The sequence below is a fragment of the Streptococcus sp. SG1 genome (assembly GCF_030439935.1).
Classification (GTDB): Bacteria; Bacillota; Bacilli; order Lactobacillales; family Streptococcaceae; genus Streptococcus; species Streptococcus gordonii.
Genome location: NZ_JAQFJC010000007.1, coordinates 120,838 through 145,109, shown reverse-complemented (window position 1 = coordinate 145,109; position 24,272 = coordinate 120,838). Strand labels below are relative to the sequence as shown.

22 protein-coding genes are annotated in these 24,272 nt (G+C 35.6%); 15 read left to right on the top strand and 7 right to left on the bottom strand.

Translation table 11 applies throughout. The features are described 5' to 3' along the window. Positions 1-56 precede the first annotated feature (56 nt). Together dnaN and PCY06_RS07530 are read left to right on the top strand one after the other, a co-directional pair. Positions 57-1,193, top strand: coding sequence for a DNA polymerase III subunit beta (dnaN, locus tag PCY06_RS07535; protein WP_008808038.1), 1,137 nt, complete (start codon positions 57-59; stop codon positions 1,191-1,193). Next, entirely contained in the window at positions 1,193-1,396 is a 204-nt protein-coding gene (locus PCY06_RS07530) for a DUF951 domain-containing protein (protein ID WP_008808039.1), read from the top strand. The genes dnaN and PCY06_RS07530 overlap by 1 nt, the downstream gene beginning before the upstream one ends. 18 nt (positions 1,397-1,414) lie before the next feature. On the opposite strand, the gene PCY06_RS07525 is transcribed toward PCY06_RS07530, so the two are convergent. From PCY06_RS07525 to PCY06_RS07515, 3 genes are all read right to left on the bottom strand, one after another. Further along, a complete protein-coding gene (locus tag PCY06_RS07525; protein WP_020992856.1) occupies positions 1,415-1,933 on the bottom strand; it encodes a YehR family protein in 519 nt (172 codons plus the stop codon). A 68-nt stretch (positions 1,934-2,001) separates the two neighbouring features. Further along, positions 2,002-4,569, bottom strand: coding sequence for a YfhO family protein (locus tag PCY06_RS07520; RefSeq protein ID WP_008808041.1), 2,568 nt, complete (start codon positions 4,567-4,569; stop codon positions 2,002-2,004). A gap of 39 nt (positions 4,570-4,608) precedes the next feature. Further along, positions 4,609-6,231: an ATP-binding cassette domain-containing protein gene (locus PCY06_RS07515; protein ID WP_008808042.1), complete on the bottom strand. Its 1,623-nt coding sequence runs from the start codon at positions 6,229-6,231 to the stop codon at positions 4,609-4,611. 229 nt (positions 6,232-6,460) lie between these two features. Here PCY06_RS07515 and trpS point away from each other — a divergent pair, with 229 nt between their 5' ends. Further along, the gene (gene trpS, locus PCY06_RS07510; protein ID WP_008808043.1) at positions 6,461-7,483 is read left to right on the top strand and encodes a tryptophan--tRNA ligase; all 1,023 of its coding nucleotides are present in this window, start codon (positions 6,461-6,463) and stop codon (positions 7,481-7,483) included. A gap of 104 nt (positions 7,484-7,587) precedes the next feature. Beyond that, entirely contained in the window at positions 7,588-9,069 is a 1,482-nt protein-coding gene (gene guaB, locus PCY06_RS07505; RefSeq protein ID WP_008808044.1) for an IMP dehydrogenase, read from the top strand. Between the two features lie 102 nt (positions 9,070-9,171). Here the strand turns inward: guaB and recF are convergent, their stop codons facing one another. Then, positions 9,172-10,257: a DNA replication/repair protein RecF gene (gene recF / locus PCY06_RS07500; protein ID WP_060971115.1), complete on the bottom strand. Its 1,086-nt coding sequence runs from the start codon at positions 10,255-10,257 to the stop codon at positions 9,172-9,174. A gap of 1 nt (position 10,258) precedes the next feature. After that, on the bottom strand, positions 10,259-10,648 hold the full coding sequence (yaaA, locus tag PCY06_RS07495; protein WP_061596360.1) for a S4 domain-containing protein YaaA: 390 nt from the start codon (positions 10,646-10,648) through the stop codon (positions 10,259-10,261). Positions 10,649-10,802: 154 nt separating this feature from the next. On the opposite strand from yaaA, the gene PCY06_RS07490 reads away from it, so the two are divergent. From PCY06_RS07490 to PCY06_RS07455, 8 genes are all read left to right on the top strand, one after another. Continuing rightward, a complete protein-coding gene (locus tag PCY06_RS07490; protein WP_061596358.1) occupies positions 10,803-12,050 on the top strand; it encodes a pitrilysin family protein in 1,248 nt (415 codons plus the stop codon). Next, positions 12,050-13,345: a pitrilysin family protein gene (locus PCY06_RS07485; protein WP_008808048.1), complete on the top strand. Its 1,296-nt coding sequence runs from the start codon at positions 12,050-12,052 to the stop codon at positions 13,343-13,345. Before PCY06_RS07490 ends, PCY06_RS07485 begins: the two co-directional genes overlap by 1 nt. A 246-nt stretch (positions 13,346-13,591) precedes the next feature. Continuing rightward, a complete protein-coding gene (gene rodZ / locus PCY06_RS07480) occupies positions 13,592-14,422 on the top strand; it encodes a cytoskeleton protein RodZ (protein ID WP_061582581.1) in 831 nt (276 codons plus the stop codon). Between the two features lie 8 nt (positions 14,423-14,430). Continuing rightward, positions 14,431-14,970: a CDP-diacylglycerol--glycerol-3-phosphate 3-phosphatidyltransferase gene (gene pgsA / locus PCY06_RS07475; RefSeq protein ID WP_045505006.1), complete on the top strand. Its 540-nt coding sequence runs from the start codon at positions 14,431-14,433 to the stop codon at positions 14,968-14,970. A gap of 3 nt (positions 14,971-14,973) precedes the next feature. Next, on the top strand, positions 14,974-15,798 hold the full coding sequence (locus PCY06_RS07470) for an energy-coupling factor ABC transporter ATP-binding protein (RefSeq protein ID WP_045506007.1): 825 nt from the start codon (positions 14,974-14,976) through the stop codon (positions 15,796-15,798). Beyond that, positions 15,783-16,622, top strand: a complete 840-nt coding sequence (locus PCY06_RS07465; RefSeq protein ID WP_011999571.1) for an energy-coupling factor transporter ATPase — start codon at positions 15,783-15,785, stop codon at positions 16,620-16,622. Before PCY06_RS07470 ends, PCY06_RS07465 begins: the two co-directional genes overlap by 16 nt. Then, a complete protein-coding gene (locus PCY06_RS07460; protein ID WP_045772594.1) occupies positions 16,615-17,409 on the top strand; it encodes an energy-coupling factor transporter transmembrane protein EcfT in 795 nt (264 codons plus the stop codon). Before PCY06_RS07465 ends, PCY06_RS07460 begins: the two co-directional genes overlap by 8 nt. Positions 17,410-17,610: 201 nt before the next feature. Further along, on the top strand, positions 17,611-18,225 hold the full coding sequence (locus PCY06_RS07455; RefSeq protein WP_081102625.1) for a LysM peptidoglycan-binding domain-containing protein: 615 nt from the start codon (positions 17,611-17,613) through the stop codon (positions 18,223-18,225). Between the two features lie 75 nt (positions 18,226-18,300). On the opposite strand, the gene sdaAA is transcribed toward PCY06_RS07455, so the two are convergent. Then, on the bottom strand, positions 18,301-19,173 hold the full coding sequence (gene sdaAA / locus PCY06_RS07450) for an L-serine ammonia-lyase, iron-sulfur-dependent, subunit alpha (protein ID WP_011999574.1): 873 nt from the start codon (positions 19,171-19,173) through the stop codon (positions 18,301-18,303). An 8-nt stretch (positions 19,174-19,181) separates the two neighbouring features. Then, positions 19,182-19,853 (bottom strand): L-serine ammonia-lyase, iron-sulfur-dependent subunit beta, encoded by a 672-nt coding sequence (gene sdaAB, locus PCY06_RS07445; RefSeq protein ID WP_045772597.1) that lies wholly within the window; start codon positions 19,851-19,853, stop codon positions 19,182-19,184. 325 nt (positions 19,854-20,178) lie between these two features. On the opposite strand from sdaAB, the gene PCY06_RS07440 reads away from it, so the two are divergent. The 3 genes from PCY06_RS07440 to mnmG all read left to right on the top strand — a co-directional run bounded on the left by PCY06_RS07440 (position 20,179) and on the right by mnmG (position 24,130). Next, a complete protein-coding gene (locus PCY06_RS07440; protein WP_008808057.1) occupies positions 20,179-20,742 on the top strand; it encodes a LysM peptidoglycan-binding domain-containing protein in 564 nt (187 codons plus the stop codon). Between the two features lie 185 nt (positions 20,743-20,927). After that, a complete protein-coding gene (gene mnmA / locus PCY06_RS07435) occupies positions 20,928-22,073 on the top strand; it encodes a tRNA 2-thiouridine(34) synthase MnmA (protein WP_223352299.1) in 1,146 nt (381 codons plus the stop codon). A 137-nt stretch (positions 22,074-22,210) separates the two neighbouring features. Then, positions 22,211-24,130 carry a tRNA uridine-5-carboxymethylaminomethyl(34) synthesis enzyme MnmG gene (gene mnmG, locus PCY06_RS07430; RefSeq protein WP_060971226.1) on the top strand — a complete coding sequence of 640 codons (1,920 nt, stop codon included), beginning with the start codon at positions 22,211-22,213 and terminating at the stop codon, positions 24,128-24,130. The last annotated feature ends 142 nt before the right edge of the window (positions 24,131-24,272 follow it).

The window sequence follows — 24,272 nt, the reverse complement described above, 5'->3', positions numbered from 1 at the left end:
CACATAGCCTACTATTACTATTAACCTTATAATCATAAATAATAAAAGGAGTTTTCATGATTAACTTTTCTATTAATAAAAATTTATTTTTACAAGCCTTGAACACAACCAAACGAGCTATTAGTCATAAAAATGCCATTCCTATTCTTTCAACGATTAAAATTGATGTTACTAACGAAGGAATTACCTTAATTGGTTCTAATGGACAAATTTCGATTGAAAATTTTATTTCTATAAATAATGAAAATGCAGGTCTCTTAGTTACTTCCTTAGGTTCAATCCTTCTTGAAGCTACTTTCTTTATTAATGTTGTTTCTAGTCTTCCAGATGTGACTCTTGATTTTAAAGAAATTGAGCAAAAGCAAATCGTACTGACTAGTGGAAAATCAGAAATTACTCTAAAAGGAAAAGATGCTGATCAATATCCACGTATTCAAGATGTACCAACTTCTAATCCATTGGTTCTTGAAACAAAGATTTTGAAGGATTTAATTAATGAAACAGCATTTGCAGCTAGCTTACAAGAGAGTCGTCCTATTTTAACTGGTGTACACTTTGTTTTAACGGATCATAAGAATCTTAAAACAGTTGCTACTGATTCCCATCGACTCAGTCAAAAGAAAATTATTCTAGAAAAAAATGGGGATAACTTTGACGTTGTTATTCCAAGTCGTTCTTTACGCGAATTTACAGCTGTTTTTAGCGATGAAATTGAGACAGTTGAGGTTTTCTTTGCTAATCATCAAATTCTTTTTAGAAGCGAAAATATTAGCTTCTATACACGTCTATTAGAAGGAAATTACCCAGATACGGATCGTCTTATTCCCACAGAGTTTTCAACAGTTGTTACTTTTGCTACATCTGCTTTACGTGCTGCGATGGAACGCGCTAGACTATTATCTAATGCCACACAGAATGGAACTGTAAAACTAGAGATTGAAGGTGGCGTTGTAAGTGCTCATGTTAATTCTCCAGAAGTTGGACGAGTGAATGAAGAAATTGATGCTGAAAATGTTTCAGGAGACAATCTAACTATTAGCTTTAACCCAACTTATCTTATTGAAGCTTTAAAAGCTGTTAATAGTGAAAAAGTAACTATTAGCTTTATCTCAGCTGTTCGCCCATTTACTCTTGTGCCTAGTGATCAAGAAGAAGATTTCATTCAATTAATTACTCCAGTGAGAACAAACTAATGTATGATAAAGGAAGTTATGTTGAAATGAAAAAGCCACATGCCTGTACGATTAAGTCAACAGGTAAAAAGGCAAATCGTTGGGAAATCACGAGAGTTGGAGCGGATATCAAAATTCGTTGCACTAATTGTGATCATGTTGTCATGATGAGCCGTTATGACTTTGAGAGAAAAATGAAAAAAGTCTTAAGTGATGAAACTTAAGACTTTTTATTATTCTTTTTATTTTTTTAGTTCTTCAAATTTACCATTTTCGACTTTTTTGAAGCCACTTTTTTCAAGCGCTTCTCCACTAGCTTTCATACTAATTTTTTTAGCATTTTTTTCGTTAGAAATCATCATACCTGGAAGAGAGGCTAATTCTTTTAAATCAGCTTTGTCGTAATCAATTTCTATATTTTCTTTAATACCGTTTTTATCAAAGGAGACTTTTTCTTTAATTCCTTTGACTGTTTGATATTGTTTTGAAAGTTCTTCTATTTTAGCTTTAGCAGCATTTTTTTGCTCTTCTTGGCTTTCATCGATTCCTAAAGACTTATAAGAAATGAAGTTTTCAGTAGTTTGTTTGGTAACTACGTCACCTTTATGATAATAGGTCAAACGCATATCAAATTGATTTGATTGATCAATTCTTTGGTAATAAGTAACTTCTTCTTTTTGACCACAAGCTACTAAAAGAAAAGCAAAACATACTGTAAGTATAGTAAGGGACAATTTTAATAAATGATTTTTTTTCATCATGGAAACCTCCTTCATATACAAATATTATAAAATAAATTCTTTAAAATTCAAATATTTTTTTTGAATTATCATCTTTTTTTGTAATTATAAAGTGTAAAAAGAGCAATTCCAAAAATAAAACATCCTATCCCTTCCTTAAAACCTCTAGGAATAAATTTTAGGATAACTCTTCCTGATCCTTTTTTTACATCAACCTTCATGAAGCCATCTTGAGCCTTATAGATAGTAACTGGATGACCATTTTGTGTTGCGCTCCATCCCTTATCGTAAGGTAAAGTTAAGAAGAGAGAGGAATCTTTTTGAGCATGATAATCTACAGTTATTTGGCTATTTTTTGTAGTAACTTCGACTTTTTGAGAATGAATTTTATCTATTGCTTCTTGAAAGTGATTGATATTTACTTTATAAAATTCAGGTTTATCAAAAGAAACTTGAGAATTATCAGGAAATGTAAAGCGAACAGTTACTGTTTGTTTATCCATAAAATGACCAAGATTAAAAAATGTAAAGACATTATTTGTTGTAAAGCGTCTTGTTTCGTTTCCTATCGAAATATCAACAACAGTCTGATCATCATTAGAAAAATGAATATTTGGAAGGCTGACATAAACTTGACTATTTTCAGGAACATCTAGTGTATAAGTCATACTAGCAAAGCTCTCATTATCCTCTTTGTCAACATTTACAGTGATATGATCATTATTTTCAATAATATTGTGAGAGTTTATTGGATAAATTTTTTGAAAATATTTATAGTTTAAACCTGATAATTGATTTAGAAATTTTGTTTGATTATCAAGAGTTAAATTATTAAACTTTACATCCTTGTAAACTTTATTAGTTAAAAAAGCTAAGGAAGTTGCATTTTTGTTTTGATATAGGGTTAAATTTTTTTCTGTTTTAATTGGAGTGAATCCATATTTTTGAGGATTTACTTCAGAAATATTATAAGCAAGTGAGAAGATAGCATCCATTAAAATGCTATTGTTTTGATATCGTAGATTAAGATTAGTTCCAGTTGATTTATAACCAAGTTTATCTAAAGTTGAACTTGTCATTGTATTTCGAACAGAAGAAAATTGTGAAATACCATTGTAGTTATATTTCATACTATCATTTCCTGTTTGAGGATCCAATGTCTCTGTACGAAAAAATTCTGTATTATTGTCTTTTGAATACTTTATAAGATTGTCAATTTGTTTTAAATTTTTAGCATAGGAAGAACGACTAGCAAATACCCATTCTTTAGCAATGCCATCAACTTGGTAAAAGGCATTTAAAGAAACTTCAAAGCAAACAAAAGCTAATGTTGTAATATAAAATACTCTTTTTGAAATAAAAGATTTAGTAAAAGTACCAAATATTAATAAGTAGGCTAGTAAAAATTCTAAAGTTAAAATAAAGTTTACAGGTCCTAAAAAATCATAATGTTTTCTAAAAACAAAAACTAAAATAAATCCAATGGATAAAATCGTGAAAGATATGATTAGATTCTTAAATTTAATTTGTTTAAGACGTTGTAAGGTTTCTGCTGCTAAAAAGATAATGAAAAGAGAGAAGAGCCAGGAATAGCGATGTAAAAACATATTAGGCGCGTGCATCCCTTGCCAAAACAAGTCTAATCTTTCAAGAGAAAAACTTGCAATAAATATTATAATTAGAAAAAAATAGGAAAGTTTCACGTGAAACTTAATCGATTTTAATGTAAAAAACAAGATAGCTAGCAAGAGTGGAACTATTCCAACATAAATCATTGGAATTGATCCATATTTAGTTGTATCAAAGCTTCCAATAAAATTTTTAGCAAAAATATCTAAAAACCAAGTTTTTTCTGTAAACAGTCTATCAACTGAAGTTAATTTTTCTCCATGAGTTTTTAAATCCAAAAATGTTGGCAAAATCATAATTAGACTTGTGACGCCAGATAATATTGACACAATTGTAAAGTCTAAAAAAGTTTTAATTCTATTTTTAAAATCCCATGTTGTTTGAACAAAAAACCAAAAAATTAAAAATATTGCCATCATATATCCAAAATAGTAATTCTGGATAAAGAGAATTGACAAACTCGTAAAGTATAATACTCGATTTCTTTTTATGAGTAAAAGGTGTAAACCATAGAGAATTAGAGGAGCAATAATAAAGACATCTAGCCAAGTTTTGATTTCAATTTGACTAGTTGCAAAACTCATAAGAGAATAGCAGGTTGACAGCATTAAAATAAGAAAGTTTGGTATTTTTTTAAATATCCCTTTTAAACTGATAGCAGCTGTTAATCCAATTAATCCAAATTTAATCAAGGTAAAGAGATAGACAGCATCTGGCATATTTTCTAGATTGAAGAAATAAACAAAAGGAGATAAAAAACTTCCTAAATAGTAACTAGTCAGAGCATAAAAGTTTAAACCTAATCCACTTGTAAAGGTATAAAAAAGACTATCACTGCCATGAAGAATATTTCTGAGCGTAGTATCAAAGATAACATACTGATGAAAGCCATCTCCTAGTAAAGGAGATGTATCACTATTCCAATAAATACCTTGGGAAAGATATACAATGAACATAATTAAAAAAGGAATTAAAAATGCTGCAAAGTAAACCCAATAATTTTTAAAATAATTCTTTATTTTTTTCATAAACTATATATAGCTAAAAAGCGAATATTCATTCGCTTTTTAGTCTTTCCATAATTCTTTTACTTTTTGCTGAATTTCTTGATTTTCTAAGAATTCATCATAAGTTTCATCAATACGATCAATCACACCATTTTTAGATAACACAATAATATGATTTGCTAATGTTTGAATAAATTCATGGTCATGGCTAGCAAAAATAATGGACTCTTTGAAGTTTTTCAATCCATCATTTAAGCTGGAAATTGATTCCAAATCTAAGTGATTTGTTGGATCATCCAATACTAAGACATTGGATTTAAGCAACATCAATTTAGAAAGCATAACACGAACTTTTTCTCCACCTGACAAGACGTTTACAGACTTGTTAACCTCATCTCCAGAGAAAAGCATACGCCCAAGAAAACCTCGGAGGAAAGTATTGTCATCTTCTTCTTTACTTGCAAATTGACGCAACCAGTCAAGGATTGATTCACCACCAGCAAAATCACGAGAATTATCTTTAGGTAAATAAGATTGACTAGTTGTCACACCCCACTTGACAGTCCCTTCGTATTCAATATCACCCATTAAAGCACGAATTAAGGCTGTTGTTTGAATATCATTTTGACCAATCAGAGCTGTCTTGTCACCTGGACGTAAGATGAAACTGATATTATCCAAAATAGTTTCTCCGTCAATCTTGACTGAAAGATTTTCTACTGTCAAGAGGTCATTACCAATTTCACGTTCTGCTTTGAAGCTGATAAATGGGTATTTGCGGCTAGATGGGACAATTTCTTCTAACTCTATCTTGTCAAGCATCTTTTTACGGGAAGTTGCCTGTTTTGATTTTGAAGCATTGGCAGAGAAACGAGCAACAAATTCTTGAAGTTGCTTAATTTTTTCTTCTGCTTTGGCATTTCGGTCAGCGAGTAGTTTAGCCGCTAGTTCGCTTGATTCTTTCCAGAAATCATAGTTTCCAACATAGAGCTTGATTTTTCCAAAGTCAAGGTCGGCCATATGAGTGCAGACTTTATTTAAAAAGTGACGGTCGTGAGATACAACAATAACTGTATTATCAAAATCGATAAGAAAATCTTCCAACCAAGTAATAGACTGAATATCTAAACCGTTAGTTGGCTCGTCCAAAAGCAAGACATCAGGTTTACCAAAAAGGGCTTTGGCTAAGAGTACTTTTACCTTGTCTCCGTTAGAGAGCTCACTCATATTTTGGTAGTGAAGATCTTCTGGAATATTTAGATTTTGTAAGAGTTGAGAAGCTTCACTTTCTGCTTCCCAGCCACCTAGTTCAGCAAACTCTCCTTCAAGTTCAGCCGCACGAACACCATCTTCATCTGAAAAATCTGGCTTCATGTAGATAGCATCTTTTTCTTTCATGATACTGTAAAGTAGGTCATTTCCCATAATAACAACATCAATGACTCTTTCATCTTCGTAGTCAAAGTGATTCTGGCGAAGAACTGAAAGACGCTCATTGGGTCCTAAAGAAATATGCCCCGTAGTTGGTTCAATATCTCCAGCTAATATTTTTAAAAATGTTGATTTTCCAGCACCATTGGCACCAATTAAACCATAGGTATTACCAGCTGTAAATTTGATGTTGACTTCATCAAATAATTTGCGGTCGCTGAAACGTAATGAAACATCTGATACTGTAAGCAATATAATTCTCCTCTTTAATATATCTAGTACTATTTTACTAGAAAAATCGCCATATTTCAAATGATTCAAGAAGAAACTCTTGTTTTTAATTGTAAAATTTCCGTCAACTTGTTGTCAATTAAATTGACAAAGGTGTAAAAGTTATTTTTATATAGAAATTTATCCAATCTCCTTTCTCATTTTTATTGAAAATGTTATAATGAATTCAACATTAATTGAGGAGAAATAGATGACAAAGCCTATTATTTTAACAGGAGATCGGCCAACTGGAAAATTACATATTGGCCATTATGTAGGAAGTTTACGGAATCGAGTTCTTTTACAAAATGAAGGAAAATATGATTTATTTGTTTTTTTAGCTGATCAACAAGCCTTGACAGATCATGCTAAGGACCCACAAACAATTATTGAATCAATTGGAAATGTAGCTTTGGATTATTTAGCTGCTGGTTTGGATCCAGAAAAGGTTACTATTTTTATTCAGAGTCAAATTCCTGAACTTGCTGAATTAACAATGTACTACATGAATCTAGTCTCTTTAGCTCGGTTGGAAAGAAATCCAACTGTCAAGACAGAAATAGCTCAAAAGGGCTTTGGTCAAAGCATTCCTACAGGATTTTTGGTTTATCCAATTTCTCAGGCGGCTGATATTACAGCTTTTAAGGCGAATTATGTACCAGTTGGGACTGATCAAAAGCCAATGATTGAGCAAACTAGAGAAATAGTTCGTTCTTTTAACAATGCTTATCAAAAAGATGTCTTAGTTGAACCGGAGGGGATTTATCCTGAGAATGAAGCTGCAGGACGATTACCAGGGTTGGATGGAAATGCTAAAATGTCTAAATCATTAAATAATGGAATCTACCTTGCTGATGATATGGACACACTTAAGAAAAAAGTGATGGGAATGTACACAGACCCTAATCATATTAGAGTAGAAGATCCGGGAAAAATCGAAGGTAATATGGTTTTTCATTATCTGGATGTTTTTGGAAGACCAGAAGATCAAGCAGAAATTGCTGCTATGAAAGAACATTATCAAAGAGGCGGCTTAGGAGATGTAAAAACAAAACGATATCTATTGGAAATTTTAGAAAGAGAGTTGGGCCCTATTCGTGAGCGTCGCATAGAGTTTGCTAAAGATATGGGACAAGTCTATGATATGCTTAGAAAAGGAAGTGAAAAAGCACGTCAAAAAGCTAGCCAGACTCTTTCTGAAGTGAAATCAGCGATGGGGATTAATTATTTTTAATAGATGATTGACAAATCATAACAGAGTGGTATTATATTATAAATTATGTTGGTCTAGAACATGGTTCTACTATATAGATGAAAATAGAAAAGAGGAAACTTCGAATGTCTAATTGGGACACTAAATTTTTGAAAAAAGGTTTTACCTTTGATGATGTATTGTTGATTCCAGCTGAAAGTCATGTGTTGCCTAACGATGCTGATTTAACTACGAAATTGGCAGATAATTTGACTTTAAATATCCCAATTATTACAGCGGCAATGGATACCGTAACAGAAAGTCAAATGGCCATTGCTATCGCGCGTGCAGGTGGTCTTGGAGTAATCCATAAAAATATGTCTATTGCGCAACAAGCAGACGAAGTCCGTAAGGTAAAACGTTCTGAAAATGGTGTCATTATTGATCCCTTCTTCTTAACACCAGAACATACAATTGCTGAAGCAGATGAATTGATGGGACGTTATCGTATTAGTGGTGTTCCAGTTGTTGAAACATTAGAAAACCGTAAGTTGGTTGGTATATTGACCAATCGAGATTTGCGTTTCATTTCTGATTTTAATCAACCTATTTCTAATCATATGACTAGCGAAAATTTGGTTACAGCTCCGGTTGGAACAGATTTAGAAACTGCTGAGCGTATTCTTCAGGAACACCGTATTGAAAAACTTCCTCTAGTTGATGAAGATGGTCGTCTTTCAGGTTTAATCACGATTAAGGATATTGAAAAAGTAATTGAATTTCCAAATGCTGCTAAAGATGAGTTCGGTCGTCTCCTAGTTGCAGGTGCAGTTGGTGTTACTTCAGATACATTTGAACGTGCCGAAGCCCTTTTTGAGGCAGGAGCTGATGCGATTGTTATTGATACTGCTCATGGACATTCTGCAGGAGTTCTGCGTAAGATTGCTGAAATTCGTGCTCATTTCCCAGATCGTACTTTAATCGCAGGAAATATTGCAACTGCTGAAGGTGCGCGTGCCCTTTATGAAGCAGGTGTAGACGTTGTCAAGGTTGGTATTGGCCCAGGTTCTATCTGTACCACTCGTGTGATTGCTGGTGTTGGTGTCCCTCAAGTGACTGCTATTTATGATGCAGCAGCTGTTGCGCGCGAATATGGTAAAACAATCATTGCTGATGGTGGTATTAAATACTCAGGTGATATTGTCAAAGCTCTAGCAGCAGGTGGAAATGCTGTTATGTTAGGTTCTATGTTTGCAGGAACTGATGAAGCTCCTGGGGAAACCGAAATTTTCCAAGGACGTAAGTTCAAAACATATCGAGGTATGGGATCTATTGCAGCAATGAAAAAAGGTTCAAGTGACCGTTACTTCCAAGGTTCTGTCAACGAAGCTAATAAGTTAGTTCCAGAAGGAATTGAAGGCCGTGTAGCATACAAGGGTGCTGCAGCTGATATTGTCTTCCAAATGCTTGGTGGGATTCGCTCTGGTATGGGTTATGTTGGAGCTGCAAATCTACAAGAACTACACGAAAATGCTCAATTTATTGAAATGAGTGGTGCTGGATTGAAGGAAAGTCATCCTCATGATGTTCAAATTACAAACGAAGCTCCTAACTATTCAGTACAATAAAAAATGCGCTATATTTTGGTGCATTTTTATTTTACAATGGATATAGAAATCTTTACATTATATGTAAAGGTTGTAAAAATAGAGTTTACAATATTGTAAACTCTATTTTATATTTCCATTTGAAATTTCAAAAATCTTGATATCTTTAGGTAGGTTTTTTAGGTGTTCCAAAGTAGTTGTGGTAATAAAAGTTTGTATTTCTTGAGAAATTGTTTCTAGCAATTTAAGTTGACGATCATTGTCAAGTTCACTCATCACATCGTCAAGCAGGAGGATAGGAGATTCTTTTGTTATATTTTCAATCAATTTTATTTCTGCTAATTTAAGAGAGAGTACTACACTTCTGTGTTGCCCCTGACTTCCATAATTAGCATCCATTTGATTGATAAAGAAAGCTATATCATCTCGATGAGGACCTACACCAGTATTTTGTTTAAATAAATCTCTTTTTCGATTTTTACTTAGGCTTTGTCTAAAACTTTCTTCAATACTGTCAATATCTTGTAAAGGTACAGAGGATAGATAGTCAATAGTTAGAGTTTCTTTTTTTTGTGAGATATCAAGGTGTTTTTCCTGGGCGAATATTTCGAGTTTTTTTAAGAAGTCTAAGCGATGTTTGACCACACGACAACCATATTCAATAAGCTGTTCATCTAAAACAGATAGAAAATTCTCATCAATTTTTTGACTGTTCTTTAGATAAGAATTTCTTTGTTTAAGAACATGATTGTAATTGGAAAGATCTGATAGATAAAGAGGCTTTATTTGCCCCAATTCAATGTCTATAAATTTTCGTCTTAATGAAGGCGAACCTTTAATAAGTTGTAAATCTTCTGGCGCAAACAGAACAACATTCATTGTCCCAATATAGTCAGACAGTCTATTTTGCTTGAGATGGTTGATTTTAGTAATACGTCCCTTAGCTGTCAACTCGATGTCAAGAGGAATTGTTCCTGTCTTTTTTTCAAGGATACCTGATACTTTGAGATCTTTTTCTTGAAAATGAATAAAATCTTTATCTGATCTAGTTCGATGACTACGAGTCAATGCTAAGAAATAAATTGATTCTAGAATATTTGTTTTTCCTTGTGCATTTTGACCAAGAAAAACGTTTAGACCAGAGTGAAAGTTGATTTCCGCGTCTTGATAATTACGAAAATGTTTAAGAGTCAGTGATTTTAGCCACATATTATGTTCCTGGGAAGCGTACAGGAGCTTTTTTCTCTTGCTTTATACCTGTTTGCTTTCTGTTATTCTTTTCGGGAGTAGTATTTTTTTTAAGATTTTTATTCATTTCTTTAACCATGTTAGCAATGCGTTGTTTTTCAGCTGTTTCTTCTGTATGCCGAACTTTTTCGTCTGGACTTGGTTCAAGAATGGATAGAGTTAGGTTTTCTCTAGGAATCGTTATTTGGTCTCCAACTCGGACTTTTTTTCCTCGTCTTGTTTCTAATTCGCCATTGAAAAAAACATCATTTTCAGCTAAAAATGCCTTAATAGCACCGCCACTTTGGATTACTCCAACCTCTTTCAGGAGAGCTTGCAGTGTGATATATTCATCAAATAATTTATAATCCATATTTCACCTCAATCCTTGTCATTATACCATATTTTAAGACTGAAAGTGTATAAAATATCCAGAAAAGAAAACGTTTTAATCTGTTATAAGGAACACCAATTTCACATCATTTCGTGATATAATAGAATTCATATTAGGAAGCAAGAGGAACCTTATGGAATTAGCAAAAGGAGTCAATCTCCATTTTATTAAATCAACGAAATTTAAAACAAATAAAATAAAACTTCGTTTTTCTGCACCAATGAGTCCGGCTACTGTTGCTGAGCGAGTTTTGGTTTCTAGTATTTTAGAAACGGCAAATGCTGTTTATCCAACTTCTCAGCTATTTCGTGAGCGTTTAGCTAGTTTATATGGATCAAATTATTCAACCAGTGTTTCAAAAAGAGGTTTGGTTCATTATGTAGATATAAATGTTTCCTTTGTTAGAGATTCTTTTTTAAGTAGGAAAAACGCCCTAACAACGGAGATGGTTGAATTTATCAAAGCAAGTCTCTTATCTCCTTTAGTTGACCAGAAAGGTTTTGATTCCTCTATCTTTGAAATTGAAAAGAAAAATATTATTCATGAGTTGGAATCTGAAATAGAAAACCATTTTTACCACGCTCATTTGGAATTGAATAAGTTATTTTATTTAAGTGAAGAAATGCAACTTCCTCGGGTCTCAAGACTTGACTTAATGAAACAAGTGACACCTGAGACTAGTCTTGCAGTTTTTCAAAAAATGCTGAAGGAAGATAAGATTGATATCTTTTTTATCGGTGATTTTAATGAAGTGGCTATGCAGGAACAATTTTCTCAATTTGGCTTCACGGATCGTGAACAGGATTTACTATTGGATTATCAGCAACCTTTTTCAAAAATTTTACGAGAAGGGATTGAACAAAAGGAAGCTAATCAATCCATTTTAGAAATGGGATATCATTTCCCTATTCAATATGGAGATACTAGTCATATCCCTTTGATTGTAATGAATGGTCTTCTGGGTGGTTATGCACACTCAAAATTATTTGTAGAAGTTCGTGAGAAAGCAAGTCTGGCCTATACTGTTTCTAGCACTATGGATATTTTTTCAGGAATGTTACGAGTATATGCTGGAATTGATAGAAAAAATCGTAATAAAGCGATGACTTTAATTAACCGACAAGTAGCTGATCTAAAAAGAGGAAAATTTTCTGAAGAAGAGCTTCAACAGACAAAAAATATGCTTAAAAACAGTGCTCTCTTATCTCAAGATCGTCAAAATGCTTTACTGGAAACAACTTATTTGTCGGCTGTTTTAGGCAAGAAATTTTTAAGAGTCGATGAATGGTTAGAAGTTATGGAAAATGTTAAGAAGGAAGATATTGTTTTAGCAGCGAATACCTTAAAACTTCAAGCGGTGTACTTTATGGAAGGGAAATAATGCAGAATTTAGCGCTGAAAAAAATAGAATATACAGCTATTGGAGAAAGTCTTTATCGGGTAATTTTACCAAATGGATTGCGACTTTTTTTACTTCCTAAAACAAATTTTCATGAGACATATGGTATTATGACAGTGAATTTTGGGTCAGTGGATACTTATTTTGTACCAAGAGGGACCAAGCAAGCTATCCATTATCCAGCTGGAATTGCTCATTTTTTAGAACATAAATTATTTGAAGATGAAAATGGCAATGATCTTTTGCAGGAATTTGTAGACTTAGGAGCAGAAAGTAACGCCTTTACCAGTTTCACAAAGACAAGTTACCTGTTTTCAACAACTGAGAATGTAGAAGAATGTTTGGAATTACTACAGGATTTGATTGGGGAAGCTTATTTTACAGAAGAATCTGTTCAGAGAGAACAAGGAATTATCCAGCAAGAAATAGAAATGTACCAGGATAATCCAGATTATCGTTTGTTTTTTAGCGCTTTAGCAAATCTATACCCAGGGACAGCTCTGGCACAAGATATAGCTGGGAATCGCGAGTCGATTGCTGAAATCACAGTGGAAGATTTGGATGAAAACTTTGAAACTTTTTACCATCCGTCTAATATGAGTTTATTTTTAGTTGGAAATTTTGATCTGGATAAAACGGTAGCTACTATTAGTGAACAACAAAATTCGTATGAAATAGAGGATGAAAAATCATCCATCAAAAGGCGTTCATTAAAATTATCTCCTGTAGTTCCAACTGCTAGTATGAGGATGGAAGTCAGCCGACCTAAATTAGCTGTTGCTATGCGAGGAAATGACAAAATTTCAAAGAGAAAATTATTTCGCTATAAACTTATTTTGAAATTATTATTTGATATGATGTTTGGCTGGACTTCTAAACGTTATCAAAAAATGTATGAAAATGGGAAAATTGATGCTTCTTTGACTCTGGAAGTTGAAGTAGAAGAACGCTTCCACTTTGTTATGCTGACGATGGATACCCAGGAGCCAGTAGCCCTATCTCATCAAATCCGTACAGCAATTAAAGAATTCGCTCAAGATATGGATGTAACAGAAGAGCATTTAGATATTGTTAAAAGTGAAATGTATGGTGATTTGATGCATGGTCTAAATTCGTTAGAATATATGGCAACGCAGTATGAAACCCTTATAGATGGAGAAAATCTTTTTGACTTGCCAAAAATTTTACAGGATATTCACTTAGAAGATATTTTAGAAGTTGGTCATGAGTTTATTGATCACTGTGACATGATAGATTTTACAATTTTTCCAAAATAATCCTAACAAAAGAAGAGAAAAATTTGGTACAATAGTCTGTAAAAAAATGATAGAAGATGTTTTCAGAAAAGAGGATATAAAACATAAAAAATGAAACAAAGATCTAGTCCCTAGTATTATCTTTGTAAGGCTGATTCATGTTATTGGCTATGAAATCTAGATTTTATAAATATGATAAACTTTAAAGCTTGTGACATCTGGCTTGGGCACAGCTTTTTCTAGTATTTTTTAGAGGAATTTGAACGTATGAGAAAAAAAACGATAGGTGAGGTATTAAGGTTAGCTCGAATTAATCAGGGACTAAGCCTAGAAGATTTACAACAAAAAACAGATATTCAGTTAGATTTATTAGAGGCTTTAGAAGCAGATGATTTTGATAAACTACCTAGTAGTTTTTATGCCAAATCTTTTCTCCGTAAGTATGCTTGGGCAGTAGACTTAGACGAAAAAATCATTTTAGACGCCTACGAATCAGGTAGTATGGTTACTTATGATGAAGTAGATGTTGATGAAGAAAATATGGGGAGAAGAAGAAGCAATAGACAAAAAACATCTTATTTGCCACTTTTCTATTTTTCTGTCATATCGTTGGCAATCATTGCCTTTGTAACTTACTATGTCTGGCAATATGTTAATCAGATGGAAACGGAAACGGAGAATTCAGCTTCTTCTAGTTACAGTGTGGTTAAAAGCGAAGGGTCTTCAGAGGCCACTTCAACTAGCTCTAATCTGACGAGTTCTTCTTCAACCACATCGTCTAGCAGCAATGCTTTAACAGTTTCTGGTAGCGGGCAAAATCTGACAGCGACTTATTCTGGGGCAAAAGATCCTGTAACTATCAAATTATCCGTCACAACTGCAACTAGTTGGGTCAGTGTGTCGGGAACAGATTTAGACAATGGGGCTGTTTTATCTCCAGAAAATCCAAGTGTAACAACTACTGTGTCTCCTGGTTCATCTACAGTTATCACTTTAGGTGTTGTAGAGGGTGTAACGGTCTCTGTAAACGACCAGATCATTAATACTTCTGCAATCAATACCCAATCGGGAACGATTACTTTAACAATCAATAATTGAGAATGCTTATGAAAAAAGAAAATATTCCAAATGCTTTAACGCTCTTGAGAGTGGCGTTAATCCCAATTTTTATCTTATTACTGACCGTTGGTTCATCTAAGACTATTCATGTCATTGCTGCGATTATCTTTGCGGTGGCCAGCATTACTGATTATTTGGATGGATATTTAGCTCGTAAATGGAAAGTTGTCACCAATTTTGGGAAGTTTGCTGATCCGATGGCAGACAAACTTTTAGTTATGTCAGCGTTTATCATGCTGATTGAAATGAAAATGGCTCCTGCCTGGGTGGTAGCTGTGATAATTTGTCGAGAATTAGCTGTGACCGGATTGCGTCTTTTGTTGGTAGAAACGGGAGGAACGGTCTTAGCTGCAGCGATGCCCGGCAAGATTAAAACATTCACACAGATGTTTGCTATTATCTTCTTGCTGATTCATTGGACGCTTTTGGGACAAATCTGTCTGTATATCGCTTTAATCTTTACAATATATTCTGGTTATGACTATTTCAAAGGGAGCGCCTATCTCTTTAAAGATACCTTTAAATAAATGATGAAAAATATTATCGAAGTACACAACCTCAAATATAAATACGACAACGATACTGAAGAATACATTTTAAATGATGTAACGTTTCACGTGAAACATGGTGAATGGTTGTCCATTGTTGGTCATAATGGGAGCGGCAAATCGACCACGATTCGTTTGATTGATGGCCTTTTAGAAGCTGAAAGTGGAGAAATTATTATCTTAGGTGATCAGCTGACTCCAGAAAATGTTTGGGAAAAACGTCGTCATATTGGAATGGTTTTTCAAAATCCAGACAATCAATTTGTTGGAGCAACTGTGGAAGACGATGTGGCTTTTGGTTTGGAAAATCAGGGAATGGACCATGAGACTATGGTAAATCGAGTAAATGAAGCGCTTGAGATCGTAGGGATGCAAGACTTTAAAAATCGAGAACCAGCTCGTCTTTCAGGAGGGCAAAAACAGAGGGTGGCTATCGCAGGAATAGTGGCTCTTCGTCCGGATATTATTATTTTGGATGAAGCGACTAGTATGTTGGATCCAGAAGGACGTTTAGACCTGATTCAAACAGTGAAACGCATCAAAGATGAGAATCAAATGACGGTCATTTCGATTACACATGACTTGGATGAAGTTGCACTTAGTGACCGTGTTTTGGTCATGAAAAAAGGAAAAGTAGAATCAAGCAGTACAGCTAGAGAGCTGTTTTCAAGATCAGATTTACAGGAATTAGGACTTGATGAACCCTTTTCAAATCAAGTCAAGGCAACCTTGAATGAAGATTTTGATTTGCCAGCTGACTATCTAACAGAAAAAGAATTGCAGGAATCTTTATGGGAATTACTTTAAAGAATGTTAGTTATACTTATCAAGCAGGCACACCATTTGAAGGGCCTGCCCTTTTTGATGTGAATTTGGAAATTAAAGATGGCTCTTACACTGCTCTAATTGGTCATACTGGTAGTGGAAAATCTACTATTTTGCAACTTTTAAATGGCTTGTTGACACCTTCTGTAGGAAGTGTCACTGTTAATGATATAGAAATTACAGCTACTTCTGTTAATAAAGACATAAAGCAAGTAAGAAAAAAAGTTGGTTTGGTGTTTCAATTTGCAGAAAGCCAAGTCTTTGCGGAAACAGTTTTAGATGATGTGGCATTTGGTCCACAAAATTTTGGAGTTTCTAAAGAAGAAGCGGAACGTTTGGCGCGTGAAAAACTTCTTTTGGTAGGAATTTCTGAGGACTTGTTCTCACGTAGTCCTTTTGAGCTTTCAGGAGGACAAATGAGACGAGTAGCTATTGCTGGAATCCTAGCAATGGAGCCTGAAGTTTTAGTCCTTGATGAGCCGACAGCTGGGTTAGATCCAGCAGGTCGTAAGGAACTAATGGAAATCTTCCAAGGTTTACATGAGGATGGTATGACTATTGTGCTGGTAACTCATTTGATGGATGACGTGGCAAATTTTGCTGATACTACGTATGTTCTGGAGAAGGGACATTTAGTGAAAAGTGGTTCTCCAAAGGATATCTTTCAGGATGTGGAATTTATGGAAAAAATCCAACTGGGAGTCCCTAAGATTACAAAATTTGCTCAAGGTCTGGTAGAAAAAGGTTTAAACTTGCCTAATTTACCGATTACAATTACTGAATTTAAGGAGATACTGCATGGATAAGATGATTTTAGGGCGGTATATTCCGGGTAATTCTCTGATCCACCGTTTGGATCCTAGAAGTAAACTATTATCTATGTTCTTGTTTGTTTTAATTATTTTTTGGGCAAATAATTTAGCAACAAACCTTTTGCTTTTTGTTTTTACATTTTTTTTAGTTTTTCTTTCTAGAGTCCCTATTGGATTTTTTGTAAAAGGTCTCCAATCTATGCTTTTCTTGGTTGCCTTTACGACTGTTTTTCAGCTCTTATTTACTACAACGGGAAATACTCTTGTCCAATTTTCCTTTATTCGCATTACAGATATAGGCTTAGCACAAGCAGGCATTATTTTTAGTCGATTCGTTTTGATCATTTTTTTCTCAACATTGCTCAGTTTGACTACAATGCCTTTAAGTTTGGCGGATGCGGTAGAAGCTCTCCTAAAACCTCTGACTGTTTTTAAATTTCCAGTGCATGAAGTAGGCTTGATGTTATCAATGAGTTTGCGATTTGTACCAACCTTAATGGATGATACTGTTCGAATTATGAACGCTCAGCGAGCTCGAGGAGTGGATTTTGGTGAGGGAAACATTGTACAAAAAGTGAAATCCATTATACCGATTTTGATTCCTTTATTTGCTTCTAGCTTTAAAAGAGCAGATGCTTTAGCTATTGCAATGGAAGCGCGTGGTTATCAAGGAGGAGATCAAAGAAGTCGCTATAGACAGTTAAAGTGGCAAAATAAAGATTCCTATGCGATTCTTGTCTTATTAATTTTAGGAGCTATATTATATTTGCTAAAAAATTGATGTCAAGTCTGGGTTTTGTGTTAATTTCACATATTATTTAAAATTAATATGTAGAAATACGATGGATAAGGCAATGTTGGTGTTTAAATAAAATACATTTGTAATTTTTGTAATCCTATTTTAAATAACCTGTAATATTTAAAGTGTATGATGGAACTATCAGTGAAAAGGAGAACCAGAATTATAATGAAATTACAACCAATGAAAGGTGCCTTCGCATTTGTTGCTACAGCAGCTACCCTATTTTTGACAGGAGTTGTAGCTAAGGCAGACACATATACAGTAAAAGCTGGCGACACCTTGTCAAAAATTGCAAAAGAAAAATCTACAACTGTTGAAAGCTTAATTAAATTAAACAAGCTTGAAAATCCAGATTTAATTTTTGAGAATCAAGTGCTAGAACTTGGTGATACAAAAGCTAATAAAAAAGCTCCAGCTGTTGCTGCAGCACCAGGACCAGCTACACAAACTAATCAAGCAGCACCTGCACCAGTGGCAACTATTACAGTTCCTGCACCATCAGCTAACTATTCTACCTATAATTCTACACCTGTTCTTGCCAACGGTAATACAGCAGGTGAGACAGGTACTTATGCAGCAGCTCGCATGGCTGAGCTGACAGGAGTTTCTGCTTCAACTTGGGAAGCAATTATTGCTCGTGAATCAAATGGTCAAGTAAACGCCTATAATGCTTCAGGTGCTAGTGGATTATTCCAAACTATGCCAGGATGGGGTTCTACAGCAACTGTTGAGGATCAAATCCAATCTGCATACAACGCCTATAATGCTCAAGGTTTATCAGCTTGGAATTATTAATATAAAATTAAAAACGGCTCAAAGCCGTTTTTTATGTTATAAAAATCAATAGGTTTACACATTTGTCAATCTGTGTTATTCTCCAAATATCTCTTTTGAAAGTCTGCGACCTGTAGGTGTTGTAGCTAAGCCACCTTCAGCCGTTTCTCGGAATGCAGTAGGCAGACTTGACCCGACTTGATACATGGCGTCAATGACTTCATCAACAGGAATTTTAGATTCGATTCCAGCAAGAGCCATATCTGCTGCAATAAAAGCATAACTGGCTCCCATAGCATTTCGCTTGACACATGGCACTTCTACTAGACCAGCAACTGGATCACAAATCAAGCCCAGCATATTTTTAATAACAAAACAAATAGCTTGGCTAGCCTGAAAAGGAGAACCTCCAGCAGCCAGAACTAGAGCAGCTGCGCTCATGGCAGAAGCAGAGCCAACCTCTGCTTGACAGCCCCCTTCAGCACCTGAAATTGAGGCGTTATTGGCAATGACTAGGCCGAAAGCACCTGCAGCTAACAGAAAGTTCAGCTGTTCTTCTTCTGAGAGTCCTAATTTTTCAATAGCAGATGTAAGGACAGCAGGTAGACAACCAGCACTACCAGCCGTTGGTGTGGCACAAACCAAACCCATTTTAGCATTATGCTCATTGACAGCAATAGCATTTTTTGCTGCAGTCAGTACAGTGTGATCTGACAATGTTTTTCCAGATTGGATATAGTGGTCAAGTTTTGCTGCATCTCCGCCAGTCAATCCGCTGCGAGACTTACTTTCATCAAGTCCAAGAAGAACAGAGGCTTTCATGACTTCTAGATTGCGACCCATCAGTCTTAAGACTTCATCTCTTTCGCGACCAGTCAATTCATACTCAGTAGCAATCATTAGTTCTGCAACATTTCCTTGGTAATCCAAGTCAGCTTGCTCAACTAATTCTTTTATAGAATAAAACATATTTTCTCCTACTTAAAGAAATTTACATTATGCAGATGAGGAATGTTTCGAATTTCTTCAACAGCTTCTTCACAGCTACGGCTATCCACTTCAATAATCATTATTGCCTTCTCGCCAGCTTTTTCACGCGTGACATTCATTTGAGCAATGTTGATATTGTAGCGTGAGAGGGCCTCGGTAACGTGAGCAATCATACCAGGGACATCTTGATGAACAATAATAATAGTAGGTGTGTTCATGCTGAGGGAAACTGAAAAACCATTCAGCTCTGTTACTTGAATATTGCCCCCGCCAATAGATACCCCAGTAACACTAATTGTTTTATGATCGTTTTTTATTGTAATTTTCGTTGTATTGGGATGTGGAGCATTACTATCTTTTTGAATAGACCAGACAACTTTGATACCCCGTTTATGGGCTATTTCTAGACTATTGGGAATCTCTGGATCATCCGTATCCATTCCTAAGATTCCTGCTACAAGAGCTAAATCAGTTCCGTGTCCTCGATATGTTTTAGCAAAAGAATTAAAAAGCTGAAATTCCACTTCAGTAGGTTCATCGTTAAATATAGAATAGACTATTTTTCCAATACGAACGGCTCCTGCTGTATGGCTACTAGATGGTCCAATCATTACAGGGCCAATAATATCAAAAACAGATTGAAATCTTAATGATGTCATAATTTCTCCTCGTGTAAAGTTCTATCTTCATTATAACAAAGTTGAGGTGTATCTGCTTCATTTTTAAATAAAAAATTATAAAATAACAAATCCTATAAATTAGGATAATCATTTGAAAACCAAAATAAAATTTCTTATTTTAAGCCTTTTATAAGCTTTCTTTTTCTAATTTAAACAATTTTGTAACATTTATCATATACTTTAAAAATAAAGGTAACATAGAATCTGTATGATAGGAGTATAGCAAAATGATAAATATGAGACCAAGAAAAAATTATGAACTTCTTGTATCTCGTTTTGCTAGTTACAAGAAAAGGAGAATAAAATGCAAGTAAAGACATTTTTAAAAAATAAAAAAAATACAGTAAAGACAGGTGTAGTAAGCTTAGCAGCTTTAGCTTTATTCCTACCAGTAATAGCAAACGCTGATAGTTATACCGTGAAGTCAGGAGATACACTTTCTGCTATTGCGTCAGCTAATAATACAAGTGTTGAAAAGCTAGCTGAACTGAATAAAATTTCTGATGTAAATCTTATCCATGTTGGACAAGTCCTAGAAGTAGGAGGACAGAAGGAAAACAAGACAGAAACTGCACCAACTACAACAACGCCTGAGACTAATAATACAAGTACAAACACAGCAAATGCTTCTTCAGGTTTAAGTGCGGAAGATGCAGAAGCTAAAGAATTTATCGCTCAAAAGGAATCAAGTGGTAGTTACACTGCTCAAAATGGTCAATATTATGGTCGATATCAATTAACTATTACATACTTAAATGGAGATCTCTCGCCTGAAAATCAAGAAAAAGTGGCGAATGAATATGTAACGAGTCGATATGGTTCATGGTCAGCTGCTAAAAACTTTTGGTTAGCAAATGGCTGGTATTAAAAGGAAACTCTCAATTTTGAGAGTTTTTCTTTACACTATTGTAAACATTCTTGACAAAAAGTTAACTGGGCTAGTAGAAGGAAGCATTCTCTATTTGTTTGTTCTTATAAAAATTTCGTGCTATAATAGAGCTTGCTCAAGCGACCTTCAATCGTTGAAAGCACAGCACGACCTTCAATCGTGAAATAACGAAAAGATGGGAGAACACAATGAGTGATAACTCTAAGACTCGTGTCGTTGTTGGTATGAGCGGAGGTGTCGATTCATCAGTAACTGCCTTGCTATTAAAAGAGCAAGGTTATGATGTAATTGGCATCTTCATGAAAAACTGGGACGACACAGATGAATTTGGTGTCTGTACAGCCACAGAAGACTACAAGGATGTGGCAGCTGTTGCAGACCAGATTGGCATTCCTTACTACTCTGTCAACTTTGAAAAAGAGTATTGGGATCGCGTTTTTGAATACTTCTTGGCGGAATACCGAGCTGGTAGAACTCCGAATCCAGATGTCATGTGTAACAAGGAAATCAAGTTTAAAGCCTTCCTTGACTATGCCTTGACACTGGGTGCAGATTACGTTGCAACAGGTCACTATGCTCAGGTGAAGAGAGACCAAGACGGCCTAGTTCACATGCTGCGTGGCAAGGACAACAATAAGGATCAGACTTACTTTTTGAGTCAACTGTCACAAGAACAACTGCAAAAGACCATGTTTCCTCTGGGTCATTTAGAAAAGCCAGAAGTTCGAGCAATTGCTGAAAGAGCTGGTTTAGCTACAGCCAAGAAAAAAGATTCGACTGGCATTTGCTTTATTGGTGAGAAGAATTTTAAAGAATTTCTGAGTCAATATTTACCAGCCCAGCCTGGTCGCATGATGACCTTAGAAGGCCGAGATATGGGCCAGCATGCTGGGTTGATGTATTATACCATTGGCCAGCGGGGTGGTCTTGGAATTGGTGGACAACATGGCGGTGATAATGAGCCTTGGTTTGTGGTTGGAAAAGATCTCAGCCAAAATATTCTTTATGTAGGTCAAGGTTTTTATCATGACAACTTAATGTCAACCAGCCTTGACGCTAGTCAGGTTCATTTCACAAAAGAAATGCCAGAAGAATTTACTATGGAATGTACAGCTAAGTTCCGTTATCGTCAGCCAGATTCTAAGGTGACAGTTACTGTAAAGGGTGACAAGGCGGTTGTCAACTTTGATCAGCCTCAAAGGGCAGTTACACCAGGTCAAGCAGTCGTCTTCTATGATGGGGATGAGTGCCTAGGTGGAGGCTTAATTGACAAAGCTTATAAGAATGGTCAAGTCTTGCAGTACATTTAGATTGACAATTCAGTACAATCTGCTAAAATAAGATAAGCAATACCTATGATGGTCAAAGCTCATGGATGTTGCAGGCTTTTTTGTCCTGCACTTCTGGAGACTTGGCCTTTTTTGGTGAAAAAACGAAGGAAAAAGAAATGTCACACAATTTTACTGAAAGTTATGATATTATCGTGATTGGAGCAGGGCATGCTGGGGTTGAGGCATCGCTGGCTGCTAGTCGAATGGGTTGCAAGGTTCTTTTAGCAACCATCAATATTGAGATGCTGGCCTTTATGCCTTGTAATCCCTCTATCGGAGGGTCTGCTAAAGGGATTGTTGTCCGTGAAGTAGATGCATTGGGCGGAGAAATGGCCAAGAATATTGACAAGAGCTATATCCAGATGAAAATGCTTAATACCGGCAAAGGCCCTGCAGTTCGGGCTCTTAGGGCCCAGGCGGATAAAGAGCTTTATTCCAAAGAAATGCGGAAGACTGTTGAAAATCAAGAAAATCTGACCTTGCGGCAAACCATGATTAATGAAATCTTGGTAGAAGATGGTAAGGTCATTGGGGTTAAAACGGCAACTCATCAGGAGTATGCAGCTAAAGCCGTCATTGTTACGACTGGAACAGCTTTGCGGGGAGAAATTATTATTGGTGATCTCAAGTATTCATCTGGTCCAAACCATAGCTTAGCAGCAATTCCTTTGGCAGATAATCTGCGTGACCTAGGATTTGAAATTGGTCGTTTTAAAACTGGAACTCCTCCACGTGTTAAGGCGTCATCTATCAATTATGACGTGACTGAGATTCAGCCAGGTGATGAAAAAGCCAATCATTTCTCTTACACATCTCGTGATGAAGACTATGTGAAAGATCAAGTGCCTTGCTGGTTGACTTATACCAATCCAGAAAGTCATGAAATTATTCAAAATAACCTGCATCGTGCTCCTATGTTTTCAGGTATCGTTAAGGGTGTGGGTCCTCGCTATTGCCCGTCAATTGAGGATAAGATTGTCCGTTTTGCGGACAAGGAACGCCACCAGCTTTTCTTAGAACCTGAGGGTCGTGATACAGAAGAGGTTTATGTGCAAGGGCTGTCAACTAGTTTGCCAGAAGATGTGCAGAAGGACTTGGTTCACTCTATCAAGGGTCTAGAAAATGCCGAAATGATGCGGACAGGCTATGCCATTGAGTACGATATGATTATGCCTCACCAGTTGCGGGCAACCTTGGAAACCAAGAAAATTTCAGGTCTCTTTACAGCAGGTCAGACAAATGGGACTTCTGGCTATGAAGAAGCTGCAGGTCAAGGGATTATCGCTGGGATTAATGCGGCCTTGAAAATCCAAGGTAAGCCGGAGTTAATCTTGAAGCGCAGTGATGGATACATTGGAGTCATGATTGATGATTTGGTCACCAAGGGAACCGTAGAACCTTATCGACTTTTGACTAGCCGAGCTGAGTACCGTTTGATTCTCCGCCATGACAATGCCGATATGCGTTTGACAGAGATGGGGCGAAAAATTGGTCTGGTAGATGATGAGCGCTGGGCTCGTTTCGAGATTAAAAAGAATCAATTTGACAATGAAATGAAGCGTTTGGAATCCATCAAGCTAAAACCTGTCAAGGAAACCAATGCTAAGGTAGAAGAGCTTGGCTTTAAGCCTCTGACAGATGCAGTAACTGCCAAAGAATTTATGCGACGTCCGGAAGTGTCTTACCAGGATGTGGTTCAGTTCATTGGTCCGGCGGCAGAGGAGCTTGATGAAAAGATTATCGAGCTAATTGAAACAGAGATTAAGTATGAAGGCTATATTTCCAAAGCTCTTGATCAGGTTGAAAAGATGAAGCGCATGGAAGAGAAGCGCATTCCGGCTAATATTGACTGGGATGATATTGATTCGATTGCGACAGAAGCAAGACAGAAGTTTAAGAAAATCAATCCAGAAACAATTGGTCAGGCGAGTCGTATTTCTGGTGTCAATCCAGCAGATATTTCTATTTTGATGGTTTATTTGGAAGGAAAAGCACGTAGTATTTCAAAAAATAAAGAAAAACAAAACCACGTTTAATAAAAAACGTGGTTTTTACACTATATTTACAATATTGTAAATATAGTGTAAATAATATTCGCCTGATATGGATTGAGTTTAAAAGCTTGTGAAAAAAAGAATTTTTAATTATTAAACATGACTAAATAACTAGCTTCCTTGA

Coding starts and splice junctions, on each gene's coding strand:
- dnaN (WP_008808038.1), top strand. CDS start 57: ATGATTAACTTTTCTATTAATAAAAATTTATTTTTACAAGCCTTGAAC.
- PCY06_RS07530 (WP_008808039.1), top strand. CDS start 1,193: ATGTATGATAAAGGAAGTTATGTTGAAATGAAAAAGCCACATGCCTGT.
- PCY06_RS07525 (WP_020992856.1), bottom strand. CDS start 1,933: ATGATGAAAAAAAATCATTTATTAAAATTGTCCCTTACTATACTTACA.
- PCY06_RS07520 (WP_008808041.1), bottom strand. CDS start 4,569: ATGAAAAAAATAAAGAATTATTTTAAAAATTATTGGGTTTACTTTGCA.
- trpS (WP_008808043.1), top strand. CDS start 6,461: ATGACAAAGCCTATTATTTTAACAGGAGATCGGCCAACTGGAAAATTA.
- guaB (WP_008808044.1), top strand. CDS start 7,588: ATGTCTAATTGGGACACTAAATTTTTGAAAAAAGGTTTTACCTTTGAT.
- recF (WP_060971115.1), bottom strand. CDS start 10,257: ATGTGGCTAAAATCACTGACTCTTAAACATTTTCGTAATTATCAAGAC.
- yaaA (WP_061596360.1), bottom strand. CDS start 10,648: ATGGATTATAAATTATTTGATGAATATATCACACTGCAAGCTCTCCTG.
- PCY06_RS07490 (WP_061596358.1), top strand. CDS start 10,803: ATGGAATTAGCAAAAGGAGTCAATCTCCATTTTATTAAATCAACGAAA.
- PCY06_RS07485 (WP_008808048.1), top strand. CDS start 12,050: ATGCAGAATTTAGCGCTGAAAAAAATAGAATATACAGCTATTGGAGAA.
- rodZ (WP_061582581.1), top strand. CDS start 13,592: ATGAGAAAAAAAACGATAGGTGAGGTATTAAGGTTAGCTCGAATTAAT.
- pgsA (WP_045505006.1), top strand. CDS start 14,431: ATGAAAAAAGAAAATATTCCAAATGCTTTAACGCTCTTGAGAGTGGCG.
- PCY06_RS07470 (WP_045506007.1), top strand. CDS start 14,974: ATGAAAAATATTATCGAAGTACACAACCTCAAATATAAATACGACAAC.
- PCY06_RS07465 (WP_011999571.1), top strand. CDS start 15,783: ATGGGAATTACTTTAAAGAATGTTAGTTATACTTATCAAGCAGGCACA.
- PCY06_RS07460 (WP_045772594.1), top strand. CDS start 16,615: ATGGATAAGATGATTTTAGGGCGGTATATTCCGGGTAATTCTCTGATC.
- PCY06_RS07455 (WP_081102625.1), top strand. CDS start 17,611: ATGAAAGGTGCCTTCGCATTTGTTGCTACAGCAGCTACCCTATTTTTG.
- sdaAA (WP_011999574.1), bottom strand. CDS start 19,173: ATGTTTTATTCTATAAAAGAATTAGTTGAGCAAGCTGACTTGGATTAC.
- sdaAB (WP_045772597.1), bottom strand. CDS start 19,853: ATGACATCATTAAGATTTCAATCTGTTTTTGATATTATTGGCCCTGTA.
- PCY06_RS07440 (WP_008808057.1), top strand. CDS start 20,179: ATGCAAGTAAAGACATTTTTAAAAAATAAAAAAAATACAGTAAAGACA.
- mnmG (WP_060971226.1), top strand. CDS start 22,211: ATGTCACACAATTTTACTGAAAGTTATGATATTATCGTGATTGGAGCA.